Source organism: Mesorhizobium sp. P2_A8, from assembly GCF_056404935.1.
The window spans coordinates 400,080-412,940 of sequence record NZ_JBFUDB010000004.1; the positions used below are offsets into that span (position 1 = coordinate 400,080).

Here is a 12,861-nt window from a genome sequence, read left to right on the forward strand (position 1 = left end):
CCGATCTCTATGCGGTCTCGGACGGAGCATTAGCGCAAACCAATTGAGGCCCGGTTTGAATGATCGTTAAAGTCGGCGTTGGCGTCTTAACCAGCCGATAACCTGAACGGCATTCCACCGCGCCATCCTATCGGCTGGCATTCATCTCGGCCTCGGAGGATTTCTCCGCATCGCTCTTGTAGGAGCTTTCGCAATAAGGTGTGCAGGACATGGTCTGTATTTCGGCGCGCCGATAAATACGCACGGACGAGGCGGCCTGCCGCACGACGGTAACCTGCTCGTCGACAATCGGGCTGCCGTCCGTATCGAGCACGACCAGATTGGTGACACCAAAACCCTTGCCGGTCAGCACGATCGTCGAGGCGTCCTGTACGGAAGCGTCGGCGATTGCCGGATTGCCGACCACGATCGTATCGGCGGGGCGCGACAGCTTGACGATCTTGGCCTGGTTCATCGTGACCTCGATGCCGGCGCCGGCCATGGCGGGCGCGACGAAGGCCGTGGCGGCAAGAAGCGCGGCAATCAGGATTGACGATCTCGGCTGGGCCATTGAGGCGCTCCACGCAAGCAGACTGATCAACGGAACATGAACGAGATTGGTGAACCAACGGTTAAGCGGGCACCCTGGCCGAAGCTGCGGGGAGCCAACATGATTGCAGGCGCAAGTGCGGGCCCCACCATCGACCCGAGAAAACGGAAGGGCCGGCAGCACTTAGTCAGAGGTTAACCACGCAATATGTTCGAACCGGGAAAGGAATCGGTAAGGCTGTTTATTAAGCCGATCGAAAGAGCTTCTCCCTAGATTGGCAGCATCCGATCAACCATCACAGAAGTTGACGGAAGTGCTGTAACACGTGGAGTAGGAGCTCTCAAATGTCTAATCTCATCGCACGTTTTGTGAAGGACGAATCCGGCGCGACCGCTATTGAATATGGTCTGATCGCCGCTCTCATCGCGCTCGCCATCATCACTGGCGCCGGCGCGCTCGGCAATGCAATCAACGGCAAGTTCACCCTTATCGGCAACACCTTGAACAGCAGCGGCAGCTAATCTGCCGTATTGCTGGGCGCACTATTGCCTTCTGGAAAAGGGCCGCCACCTGGCGGCCCTTTTTCTATGCCGCTGCCAATATCATTATCAGTCGTCTTTTCATTCCGGGCCTCATCAATCGTTAATCGAACATGTCTAGATTGAGCCCCGTGAAATCGGACAATAGGCATAGCGCCGATGCTTGAAGCCCTGATCTTCGTCGTCTTTCCGTTCTGCATGCTGTTTGCCGCGATCTCCGACATGTTGTCGATGACGATCGCCAATCGCGTGCCGGTCCTGCTTGTCGTCGTTTTCGCGCTGGTTGCGCCGCTGACCGGTATGGAGTGGGCGACCTATGGCGGGCATTTCGCCGCCGGCGCCCTGGTCCTGGCGGTGACGTTCGGTCTGTTCGCAATGGGTGGCATGGGCGGCGGCGACGCCAAGCTGCTGGCCGCCACCGCGATGTGGATGGGTCTCAATGTCCATCTCGTCGAGTATGTTGTGGCATCGACAATCCTCGGTGGCCTGCTGACGCTCGCTATCATCCTCTATCGCAAGTCGATGCTTGCGGCCGTCACCGGCCGAAATCCGTTTCTGCGCCATTTCGCCGATGAGGCAAATGGCGTTCCCTACGGCATCGCACTTGGCCTTGGCGGGTTGCTGACCTATCCGGATTCGCCTTTGATGGTGTGGGCGCTGGCAAGGCTGGCGACCTGAGCACGACGTGATTTCTTTTTATCTCATCAGCATGACCGCGGCCGGCTTTCAACAAGGCCGCGCCGGCCATTTGGGCCGGTCTGGCCACATTCCGGCTAATTTATGTAAACCTTAAATTAATCACGATCGTAAGCATTACATTAACCTTGTTTTGACGATTGCCGCTGCAAAGTCCGGCTTGGCTACGTGGTTTGCCAGGGCAAGGGTTCGGACAGATGCCAGCATCGCGGTTGATAATTCTGAGCGTGGCGGTAGCCGCCGCGGGTGGTGCCGGTTATGTCGCGAAAAACATGGTCGCACCGCCGCCCCAGATCGTCGTCGATTCCGGCCCGCAGGCGCCGGCGGTGGCTCTGCAGGATGTGCTAGTACTTTCGGGCGACGTTCCGATGGGCAACCCGCTCGAGAACAACATCGCCTGGCAATCCTGGCCCGCAGACGGCATCAACGCGAATTTCATCACCCGCACCGCCGAGCCCGAAGCGCTGGACAAGCTGAAGGGTTCCGTTGCCCGCGTGGCAATGTACGCCGGAGAGCCTCTGCGGCGTTCCAAGCTGATTGGCGAGGGGCAGAGCTTCATGTCGTCGATCCTGCCTTCCGGCATGCGGGCGGTCGCCACGGCCATCTCGGCTGACACGTCGGCCGGCGGCTTCATTCTTCCGAACGATTTCGTCGATGTCATCATGACACGCAGGGCCGAAGCCACCGCCGGCGGCGCCACCAATTTCAACACCGAAACCATCCTCAAGAACATCCGCGTCCTGGCAATCGACCAGACCATTCAGGAGGACGAGGAAGGCAAAAAGACCAGGGTGGGCCAGACCGCCACGCTGGAACTGACACCGCGTCAGGCAGAGATCATCACGGTTGCCCAGCAGATGGCGGATCGCCTGACACTGGCGCTGCGGGCGGTCGCGGACACCCAGGAAAAGAATCTGGGTGAGGCCGACTATCTCGTTTCCGGCAATGGCCGCAGGGGAACGGTGAGGCTGATCAAGTCGGGCGAAGTTTCCGAAGTAGGGGCAAGGAAATGAGGCTAAGTGGTAAACTGCCGGCAATCGTGGCCGCGGCATTCGGCCTGCTGCTCGTCGGAACGAATCTGCAAGGCGTTGTCGAGGCAAAGAACGCACAGGTCACCGCATCGACGGCCACCCAGCGCGTCAAGCTTGGTCTCAACAAGTCGGTGGTCATCGACCTGCCGAGCGATGCCTACGACATTCTCGTCGCCAACCCGGCGGTCGCCGACGCGGTGACCCGCACCGCAAGGCGTATCTACCTGTTCGGCAAGGCGGTCGGCGAGACGAACATCTTTGTCTTCGGTCCGAATGGCGAGCAGATCGTCAGTCTGGATCTGGCCGTCGAACGCGACGTTGCCGGCCTTGAAGACTATATCAAGCGCTTCATCCCGACGTCCACCATCAAGGTGGAACTGCTGAATGACAACGTCGTCCTGACTGGAACGGTCGACACGCCGCTGGACGCAAAGCGCGCGGTCGACCTGGCGACGATCTTCGTCTCGGGCGGTGAAGCGACGACGGGGCAATATTCGCAGACCGCGGCCGGCGGTTCGGCTCAGAGCGGTGTCGACATCAACAACCCCGACCAGGAGCGCCGCACCAGCAAGATCGTCAACCTGCTGCAGATCATCGGCGACGATCAGGTCACGCTGAAGGTGACGGTCGCCGAAGTCAGCCGCTCGGTGATGAAGCAGCTCGGCGTCAATATGGTCGGCAGCGGCGGCAGCAACGGCATCAGCTACGGCGCGCTCAGCGACAATTTCACCGGCCTTGGCAAGCAGCTGTCGAATTCGGGCTTCACGATCGGCGCCTCGGGCCTGCAGTCCTATATCAACGCCATGGAGCAGTCCGGGGTCATGAAGACCTTGGCCGAGCCGACCTTGACCGCCGTATCCGGCGAGAAGGCGACCTTCAAGGTCGGTGGTGAATACAACATGGTGAGCAGCGTCTCCGAGAACGTATCCACCGACAACCAGACCGGTCTGAAGAACTATACCATCGACAAGATCGAGTACGGCATTGGCCTGGAATTCCAGCCGGTTGTGTTGTCTCCTGGCCGCATAAGCCTGAAAGTCAGAACCTCGGTTTCCGAGCCGACAACCGAGGGATCCGTGTCGCTCTCCTCAGGTGTGACGAGTCCCGGCATGAATGCCCTGTCGCTGCGCAAGCGCCTTGCCGACACGACGGTGGAATTGCCCTCTGGTGGCTCCATGATGATCGCCGGCCTGGTTCGCGACGATGTCAGGCAAGCCGTCAACGGATTGCCCGGGCTGACCAAGATCCCGGTGCTCGGCGCGCTCTTCCGCAGCAGGGATTTCGTGCGCAACGAGACCGAGCTCGTCATCATCATCACGCCCTATCTGGTGAAGCCGGTGGCACGCAACGACCTCGCCAAGCCGGACGACAATTTCAACGCCGCCAGCGACGGCGCCGCCATGTTCCTTGGCCGGGTCAATCGCGTCTACGGCACCATGCAGACCGACAAGCCCAACGGCCGTTACCACGGCGTTGTCGGCTTCATCTACAAGTAAGCGGGGAAGCGGACATGTCTCAGTCAGCATTGAAGGCAAGCACCATCGCCACCACGATGCGCCTTGGCCGTTCGCGGATCTGCGGACGCGCCGCACCGGTCCTGGCGGTTGCGGTGGCGGCGTTGCTGGCCGGCTGCGCCCAGCGCGACAGCATCACCGTCGGCGCCATTCCGGACGACTATCGCACCAATCATCCGATCGTGATCGCGGAGAAGAACCAGAAGATCGACCTGCCTGTCGGCGCCGGCGATCGCGGCATGACCGGATCGCAGCGCGACACGCTTCTGGGCTTCCTCGACGGCTATGACAAGAGTGCCGCCCCGACGCTGACCATCCAGGTCCCGAGCGGATCGGCCAACGAGGTCGCCGCGACGGCAGCTGCTCGCGATTTTGCCCGGCTCGCGGTCGCCGCCGGTGTCAAGCGCAACCGGATCGTCGTCACCTCCTATCAGGCCGCCTCGGTCGAGATCTCCTCGCCGGTTCGCGTCGCCTATGTCGCGGTGCGAGCCCAGACCGACAAATGCGGGCGTTGGCCAGATGACCTGGTCGATACGGCGGAAAACAAGCACTATGCCGACTTCGGCTGCTCCTATCAGAACAATCTTGCCGCACAGATGGCCAACCCGGCCGATCTGCTCGGTCCGCGCAAGCCATCCACCATCGATGCCGAAAATCGCGGCGCGGTGATCGATGTCTACCGCGCAAGAGGCATTTCGGACGAGTTCCTCGGCAATTCGGAAGTGACGTACTGAGCCGCCAGTCTCGGATAGAACAGGCCACGGGAAAGAGCATGACGATGAGCAACCTCGCCTACGACGCCCCGGTGGATGGCAGCGATACCTCGCAGCAGGACATCGCCGCGATGCAGGCACTGCGGCCCATTCCGCGCATCTCGATCCAGGCATTCTGCGAGACCGAGGGCGTTGCCAATCCGGTCGAACGCGCCGGCGAGGATCGCCGCATGACGAAGGCGCATCTCAAGGTCCACATGGGCGGCGTCCCCACCGCCATCGAATTCTACCAGTCGGCGCCAACGCCCAACCTGATCCTGCTGGAATCGCGCAGCGAGCCGAAGCAACTGCTGGAGCAACTTGCCCAGCTCTCGGAATACTGCGATCCGACCTCGAAGGTGGTGGTGATCGGTCACTACAATGATGTCGGTCTCTACCGCGAGCTCATCCGCTCCGGCATTTCCGAATATGTAATCGCACCAGTGTCGATGGCTGACATCGTCAGTGTGGTGTCGTCGATTTTCATTGATCCGGAAGCCGAGCCGCTCGGCCGCTCGATCGCCTTTGTCGGCGCCAAGGGTGGTGTCGGCTCCTCGACGATTGCCCACAATGTGGCCTGGGCGATGTCCTCCCTGTTCAAATCCGAGGTGGTCGTCGCCGATCTCGATCTCGCTTTCGGCACGGCCAACATCAATTTCGACCAGGATCCGGCGCAAGGTATCGCCGAGGCGGTGTTTTCGCCGGAGCGCATCGATGAAGTCTATCTCGACCGGCTGCTGACCCAGTGCGCCGAACACCTGTCGCTGCTGGCGGCACCTTCGACGCTCGAACGAGTCTACGACTTCGATCCCGAGGCCTTCACGCAGCTCATCGACACTGCCCAGCGCAGCGTGCCGCTGCTGGTGCTCGATGTTCCCCATGCCTGGACGGGCTGGACCAAGAACACCCTGGTCAAGGCCGACGAGATCGTCATCACGGCAACGCCGGAACTGGCCAATCTGCGCAACACCAAGAACCTGGTCGACATGTTGAAGCGACTTCGTCCCAACGACCCGCCGCCGAAGCTGATCATCAACCAGGCCGGCGTGCCCAAGCGCCCGGAGATTTCACCGTCCGATTTCGCCGAGCCGCTCGGCCTGACGCCGATGTCGGTCATTGGCTTTGACCCATTGCTGTTCGGCAATGCCGCCAACAACGGGCGCATGCTTGGCGAAATGGATGCCAAGAACTCGGTTGTCGCAATGATCAATGAAATCGCGCATGTGCTGACCGGTCGCAGTGAAATCAAGACCAAGAAGAAAGCCGGGCTTGGCAATCTGCTTGGCAAGCTCTCGCGCAGCAAGAAGTGACGTTTCAGCGGTGGAATCGGTAGCAGATCATGTTTGGTAAAAGAGGCAGCGACGACGGAAGCCGGTTCACGCCGGAGTTTCGCCAGCCAGCACCGGCGCCTGTTGCACCGGCGGCCGCAAGTTCTGCGGATACGGCGGTTCTGGCCCGGCCTGCGGCTGCGCCCAGCGCACCTGTCGCGCCGCCGGCGCGGCGCGCGATCGAGGCTCCGCCATCGGTGCCGGAGCCGAAGCGGATCCAGCGCGAAAAGAGCGAAACCTACTACGACACCAAGAGCCAGGTTTTCTCCGCACTCATCGACACGATCGACCTGTCGCAGCTCTCCAAGCTCGATCCCGAAAGCGCACGCGAGGAAATCCGCGACATCGTCAACGACATCATCGCGATCAAGAATTTCGCGATGACGATCGCCGAGCAGGAAGAACTGCTCGAGGATATCTGCAACGATGTGCTCGGCTATGGGCCGCTCGAGCCGTTGCTCGCGCGTGACGACATCGCCGACATCATGGTCAACGGCTCCAAGAACGTCTACATCGAAGTCAACGGCAAGGTCGAACAGACCGGCATCCGCTTTCGTGACAACCAGCAACTCCTCAACATCTGCCAGCGCATCGTCAGCCAGGTTGGCCGCCGTGTCGACGAATCCAGCCCGATCTGCGACGCGCGTCTTCCCGACGGCTCCCGCGTCAACGTCATCGCGCCGCCGCTCTCCATCGACGGTGCCACGCTCACCATCCGCAAATTCAAGAAGGACAAGCTGACCCTCGATCAGCTGGTCAAGTTCGGCGCCATTTCACCGCAGGGAGCCGAAGTTCTCAAGATCATCAGTCGTGTTCGCTGCAACATCGTCATCTCGGGCGGTACCGGCTCGGGCAAGACGACGTTGCTCAACTGCCTGACCAATTATATCGACCGCGAGGAGCGCGTCATCACCTGCGAGGACTCGGCCGAGCTGCAATTGCAGCAGCCGCATGTCGTGCGCCTCGAAACCCGCCCGCCCAATCTGGAGGGCGAGGGTGAGGTGACGATGCGCGACCTGGTCAAGAACTGCCTGCGCATGCGGCCCGAGCGCATCATCGTCGGCGAAGTGCGCGGACCCGAGGTGTTCGATCTTCTGCAGGCGATGAACACCGGCCATGACGGCTCGATGGGAACGATCCACTCGAACAGCCCGCGCGAATGCCTGAACCGTATCGAATCCATGATCGCCATGGGCGGTTATTCACTGCCGCAGAAGACCGTGCGCGAAATCGTTGTCGGCTCTATCGACGTGATCATCCAGGCGGCGCGCCTGCGCGATGGATCGCGACGTATCACCCACATCACAGAGGTGATCGGAATGGAGGGCGACGTCATCATTACGCAGGATATCGTCCTCTACAATATCAAGGGCGAGGACGCCAATGGCCGGCTGCTGGGAGAGCATGTATCGACCGGCATCGGTCGTCCGCATTTCTGGGACCGGGCTCGTTATTATGGCGAGGAGCAGCGCCTCGCCACTGCGCTCGAGGCGATGGAGAAACGCGCTGACTGACGGCGTGAGGGTTCTGGCCAATGTTTGGATTTGACGGCACAGTACTGGCGTTTGTCGTGCTCGCCGGCTTCAGCGCCGGCGCGGTCGCCTATGCATTTCTGTTCACCCGGATCAGCAACGAGAAACAGGTCGGCAAGCGCCTTGAAACGATCAAGACCGCCGAGACGGATCGCTCTGTCGTCAAGGCCTCGCGCGACCGCGCGGCGGAAGCCGTCAAGCGGCGCAAATCGGTTCAGGATTCGCTGAACGAGCTCGACGCAAAGCAGAAAACCAAGGACAGCGCGGTCAAGAAACCACCGCTGAAAGCCCAGCTTCGTCAGGCCGGCCTGAAGACCACAGTCGAGCGCTTCTATGTATACTCCGCCATATGCGGCCTCGCTTTGACGATGGCTGTCTTTGTGGCAGGAGCGCCGCTGATCGTGTTGCCGGGTGTGCTGCTGGCCGGCGCGCTCGGCCTGCCGCGCTGGTTCGTCTCGTTTCGTCGCGCCCGCCGCGTCAAGGCATTCCTCAACGAATTTCCAAACGCGCTCGACATCATCGTGCGTGCCGTCAAATCTGGCCTGCCGCTGAACGACGCCGTGCGCCTGATCGCCAACGAATCTCCCGAACCGGTGAAGACCGAATTTCGCCGTATCGTCGATTCCCAGCAGATGGGCCTGTCGATTCCCGATGCGACGTTGCGCATGCCCGAAACCATGCCTTGCACGGAGGCAAGCTTCTTCGGCATCGTCATCCAGATTCAGTCGCAGGCCGGTGGCAATCTATCCGAGGCGCTGGGCAACCTTTCGCGCGTGCTCCGCGATCGCAAGAAGATGAAAGCCAAGGTCCAGGCCCTGTCGATGGAAGCGAAAGCGTCCGCCGCCATCATCGGTGCGCTGCCTTTCATCGTCGCGTTTCTCGTCTACCTGTCGAGCCCGAGCTACCTGATGCCGCTGTTCGTCACCAGCGTTGGACACCTGATCCTTGGGTGCTCGGCAGTCTGGATGTCGATCGGCATCTTTGTGATGCGCAAGATGATGAACTTCGAAGTCTAGGATCGCCGCATGACCGACCAAGTCATCAAATCTCTGACGGATCCGACCTTCCTGATCGCGTTGCTGGTCGGCATAGCGGTGTTTGCGACGGTCTTCACCTTGCTGCCGGCGTTTGGCGGAAACCAGCTCAAGTCACGCATGAAAACCGTCGCGCTGGAACGCGACGAACTGCGTGCCAAGCAGCGCGCCCGGCTTGCCGTCGAGGCGGATCGCCGTCGCAAGGGCCTGCGCGAGGAGCAGTCGGTTGGCATGCGCAACATTGTCGACCGGCTGGATCTGAGGCGCGCGCTCGCCGATGAGGGCACATTACAGAAACTCAAGGTGGCCGGGTTTCGCGGACAGAACCCGCTGACGCGGTTTCTTTTCTTCCGTCTCGTGCTTCCTTTTGTCGGTTTCGCGCTCGCCGCAGTCTACATCCTCGTACTCGGAGGATTGCCCGACAAGCCATTGGTCATCAGGCTGTTCGTTTGCATCCTCGTTGCCTATGCCGGCTTCTACGCCCCGGTCGTCTACGTCAACAACCGCGCTACCAAGCGCAAGCAGTCGATCCAGATGGCATGGCCGGATGCGCTCGATCTGATGCTGATCTGCGTCGAATCGGGCATGTCTGTGGAAGCGGCCCTGCGCAAGGTCGCCGACGAGATCGGCGCCCAATCAGTGGCGCTGGCGGAAGAATTCATCCTCACCAACGCCGAGCTTTCCTATCTGCAGGAGCGCAAGCAGGCCTACGAGAACCTGGCAAGCCGCACCGGCCTGGAATCGGTCAAGTCGGTGTCGCAGGCCCTCGTCCAGGCCGAGCGTTACGGCACGCCGGTGGCGCATGCACTGCGCGTGCTTGCCGCCGAAAGCCGCGACATGCGCATGAATGCCGCCGAGAAGAAGGCCGCCGCCCTGCCGCCGAAGCTCACCGTGCCGATGATCCTGTTCTTCCTGCCGGTGCTCTTCGCCATCATCCTCGGTCCCGCCGGCATTCAGGTCAGCCAGCGCGGCATCTTTGGCGATCATTCGGGAGCAGCACCAACTTCCCAATAGCGGCGAGGCACATCCGGGCATGACATGCGAAGAAGCCGCGCTGAACGCAGCGCGGCTTCTTCATTTTCAAGGTCGTTGCGGATTGTCGTCTAATGCATGTCGGGCTTAAGCGCGTCGACTGGTCCGTTTTCAGCGCGACGCGCTTTAGTTGGTCGCGGGCTTTGCCTTGTCCTGGTCCTTGAGCTGGCTCCAGGCGTTCTGCTGGGCCAGCATCTGGCGCAGATAGGCGACGTTTGCCTGCGCCTGATCGGGAGACAGTTCCTGCGAGGCGATCTTCTCGGCTTCGTCGAAACGGCCCTGCAGGCCGACGACCAGCGCAAGATTCTGGCGCACCCGGCTGTCCGCACTCGGCTGCTGCGCGGCGGAGCGCATATAGGTTTCGGCGGTGCGCAGGTCACCTTCCAGAACATAGGACATGCCCAGGTTGGAGAGTATCGAAGGCTCGTTCGGCTTGAGATCGAGCGCCTTGCGGTAAAGCTGGCGCGCATCGTCCTTCTGGCCGGTCTGGTCGAGAATGGCCGCTTCCGCCGATACCAGCCTCCAGTCCGGATATTCCGGTGTCTGAGCGCGTCGCACGGCGTCCAGCGCAGCCTCGAACTGGCCATTGGCGGCCAGTGCCTTGCCATAGGCGGCGAGCACGTCACGATCCTTCGGCAGTGCGATCGCCAGCTTGCGCATTACGGCGAGCGACTGGTCGGCGTCGCCGTCCATCTGCAATGCCGCCGCATAATTTGTCGCTATCCGCTTGTCGTTGGGGTTCCTGGCGTAGGATTGGCCAAGTGCCCCCGTGGCATTGTGCAATTCTCCCGCCGACATGGTTTCCAGCGGTTTGCCGCTGGTGCGTCCGATCGAGCCGGTGGTGAACTTGTCGGTTGCGCAGCCGGCGACACCTGCCGCGAGCGCCAGCACGAGGGCCGTGGTGATGAGCCGTTTTCCCCTGACGTTGATCGTGCGGTTGGTCGGCATCGGCACCGGGCCTCCATTCATGCGCGGCCATTGCGTGGCCGTCTTCCCTACCCCAGAAATATTCTGTTAACCCTAACGGATGGTTAAGAACGGCGACTCAGGGCCGCCGCACGGAGAACATCGAATGCCTGTCGAACTCGTCGAGAAGAAATTGCCGGGCGCGCTGCCGGTCCATCTGGTCGCCAGGGACGGTCTGGAGGCGGCCGGTCTTGCGCCAGCCGCCATCGCCTGGGCCAGGGCCAACGGCTTTTCCGGCGAGGCCGGCAGGACACTGGTCGTGCCCGGCGAAAACGGCGCGCTCGGTGGCGCCTTGTTCGGTGTCGGCGACGGTGAGGGCGCGCTTGCCGTCGGCGCGTTGTCGAAAGCCTTGCCGGAAGGCGACTGGCATTTCGCCTCGGCGCTGGCCGAGCCGGAACTGGCAGCAACCGCGCTGGTTCTTGGCGGGTATGTCTATACCCGTTACGGCAAGAAATCCGGCAAGGCACTGCGCTTCGACTTGCCGGCCGGCGTCGATGCCGGGCGCGTTCGCCGCATTGCCGACGGCGTCTTCCTGACACGCGATCTGGTCAACACGCCGACCAGCGATATGGGCCCGGAAGAATTGGAGAAGGCGGTGCGGATCTTGGCCGGAACGCACAATGCCGAAGTCTCGGTGGTGAAGGGCGACGATCTCCTCGACCAGAATTTCCCGATGATCCATGCCGTCGGTCGCGCGTCGACCGGGGCGCCGCGCCTGATCGACATGAGATGGGGGCAGCAAGGCGCGCCGAAGGTGACGCTGGTCGGCAAGGGTGTCTGTTTCGACACTGGTGGTCTCGACATAAAGCCGTCGTCCGGCATGCTGTTGATGAAGAAGGACATGGGCGGCGCGGCCAATGTGCTTGGCCTGGCCTCGATAATCATGGCAGCCAAGTTGAACGTGCGTCTGCGCGTGCTCATCCCCGCGGTCGAGAATTCGATCGCCGGCAACGCCTTCCGGCCCGGCGACGTGCTGGCAAGCCGCAAGGGCATCACCGTCGAGATCGGCAACACGGACGCCGAGGGACGGCTGGTGCTGGCCGATGCGCTGGCGCTGGCCGACGAGGAGGAACCGCGGCTTCTGGTCGATATGGCGACGCTGACCGGGGCAGCCCGCGTCGCGCTCGGCCCCGATTTGCCACCCTTCTATACCGGCGACGAAGCGCTGGCGTCCGACCTGGCGGCGGCTTCCGTCGCGGCCGAAGATCCGCTGTGGCGGATGCCGTTGTGGCGGCCTTACGATGCAAAACTGTCATCGAAGATCGCCGACATCAACAACGTCACCACGGACGGTTTCGCCGGCTCGATCACGGCGGCACTGTTCCTCAAGCGTTTTGTCGAAAAGACCGCGGGCTGGGCGCATTTCGACATCTTCGCCTGGAACCCCGCCGACCGTCCGCATGGCCCCGCCGGCGGCGAGGCGCAAGGCATCCGCGCGCTGGAGCGGATCATCTCGAAACGATTTGGCTGATGGCGACGGCAGAGCCGGCAAATTGCTGAAACTGAAACGGAACCGAAACAATTTGCCGTCATGCTGGCTCGATGTCGATTGCGATGCGCCCGAGCCAGGCCTTGCGACTGTGGCAGCAGGTGATGCTGTCGCAGGTGCGCGACGACGCGCCCGATCTGACCATGCGTCAGACGGCGATCTTGTTCACCATCTATCTCGACCCGCCGCCGCACACGGTGCGCGGGCTCGCCGCCCGGCTCAATGTCACCAAGCCGGTGATCACCCGCGCGCTCGACACGATGGGTGCGTTGAAACTGGTGTCGCGGCATCGCGACGAACTCGACAAGCGCAATGTCCTGATCAGGCGCACGGTCGAGGGCGCGCTCTTTGTCGAGCGCTTCGGCGATGGTATCATCGCCAAGGCCCACGAGTTGCCGATCTGACCGACCAATCTTGAC

General features: G+C 61.8%; 13 protein-coding genes. 11 read left to right on the plus strand and 2 right to left on the minus strand.

The features are described 5' to 3' along the window. Nucleotides 1–127: 127 nt before the first annotated feature. Complete coding sequence (locus AC1D10_RS14395; RefSeq protein WP_379106972.1) at nucleotides 128–550, minus strand: pilus assembly protein N-terminal domain-containing protein; 423 nt, start codon at nucleotides 548–550, stop codon at nucleotides 128–130. A gap of 323 nt (nucleotides 551–873) precedes the next feature. Between AC1D10_RS14395 and AC1D10_RS14400 the strand changes: the two genes are divergently transcribed. From AC1D10_RS14400 to AC1D10_RS14440, 9 genes are all read left to right on the plus strand, one after another. Further along, on the plus strand, nucleotides 874–1,050 hold the full coding sequence (locus AC1D10_RS14400) for a Flp family type IVb pilin (RefSeq protein ID WP_379017606.1): 177 nt from the start codon (nucleotides 874–876) through the stop codon (nucleotides 1,048–1,050). Nucleotides 1,051–1,227: 177 nt separating this feature from the next. Further along, entirely contained in the window at nucleotides 1,228–1,746 is a 519-nt protein-coding gene (locus tag AC1D10_RS14405) for an A24 family peptidase (RefSeq protein WP_477272747.1), read from the plus strand. A gap of 215 nt (nucleotides 1,747–1,961) precedes the next feature. Then, complete coding sequence (cpaB, locus tag AC1D10_RS14410) at nucleotides 1,962–2,777, plus strand: Flp pilus assembly protein CpaB (protein WP_477272749.1); 816 nt, start codon at nucleotides 1,962–1,964, stop codon at nucleotides 2,775–2,777. Then, the gene (locus tag AC1D10_RS14415; RefSeq protein WP_477272751.1) at nucleotides 2,774–4,291 is read left to right on the plus strand and encodes a type II and III secretion system protein family protein; all 1,518 of its coding nucleotides are present in this window, start codon (nucleotides 2,774–2,776) and stop codon (nucleotides 4,289–4,291) included. Before cpaB ends, AC1D10_RS14415 begins: the two co-directional genes overlap by 4 nt. A 14-nt stretch (nucleotides 4,292–4,305) precedes the next feature. Next, on the plus strand, nucleotides 4,306–5,043 hold the full coding sequence (locus tag AC1D10_RS14420; RefSeq protein WP_477272753.1) for a CpaD family pilus assembly protein: 738 nt from the start codon (nucleotides 4,306–4,308) through the stop codon (nucleotides 5,041–5,043). 38 nt (nucleotides 5,044–5,081) lie between these two features. Continuing rightward, nucleotides 5,082–6,371 carry a CpaE/TadZ family protein gene (locus AC1D10_RS14425; protein ID WP_379106983.1) on the plus strand — a complete coding sequence of 430 codons (1,290 nt, stop codon included), beginning with the start codon at nucleotides 5,082–5,084 and terminating at the stop codon, nucleotides 6,369–6,371. Nucleotides 6,372–6,400: 29 nt separating this feature from the next. Next, nucleotides 6,401–7,903, plus strand: a complete 1,503-nt coding sequence (locus AC1D10_RS14430; protein WP_477272755.1) for a CpaF family protein — start codon at nucleotides 6,401–6,403, stop codon at nucleotides 7,901–7,903. 20 nt (nucleotides 7,904–7,923) lie between these two features. Then, a complete protein-coding gene (locus tag AC1D10_RS14435) occupies nucleotides 7,924–8,937 on the plus strand; it encodes a type II secretion system F family protein (protein WP_379106987.1) in 1,014 nt (337 codons plus the stop codon). A gap of 9 nt (nucleotides 8,938–8,946) precedes the next feature. After that, nucleotides 8,947–9,969, plus strand: coding sequence for a type II secretion system F family protein (locus tag AC1D10_RS14440; protein ID WP_477272758.1), 1,023 nt, complete (start codon nucleotides 8,947–8,949; stop codon nucleotides 9,967–9,969). Nucleotides 9,970–10,113: 144 nt separating this feature from the next. Here AC1D10_RS14440 and AC1D10_RS14445 read toward each other — a convergent pair whose 3' ends face one another. Further along, entirely contained in the window at nucleotides 10,114–10,935 is an 822-nt protein-coding gene (locus AC1D10_RS14445; RefSeq protein ID WP_477272760.1) for a tetratricopeptide repeat protein, read from the minus strand. 124 nt (nucleotides 10,936–11,059) lie between these two features. Between AC1D10_RS14445 and AC1D10_RS14450 the strand changes: the two genes are divergently transcribed. Together AC1D10_RS14450 and AC1D10_RS14455 are read left to right on the plus strand one after the other, a co-directional pair. Beyond that, nucleotides 11,060–12,424 (plus strand): leucyl aminopeptidase family protein, encoded by a 1,365-nt coding sequence (locus AC1D10_RS14450; protein WP_477272762.1) that lies wholly within the window; start codon nucleotides 11,060–11,062, stop codon nucleotides 12,422–12,424. Between the two features lie 71 nt (nucleotides 12,425–12,495). Further along, entirely contained in the window at nucleotides 12,496–12,846 is a 351-nt protein-coding gene (locus AC1D10_RS14455) for a MarR family winged helix-turn-helix transcriptional regulator (protein ID WP_056588405.1), read from the plus strand. Nucleotides 12,847–12,861 lie beyond the last annotated feature (15 nt).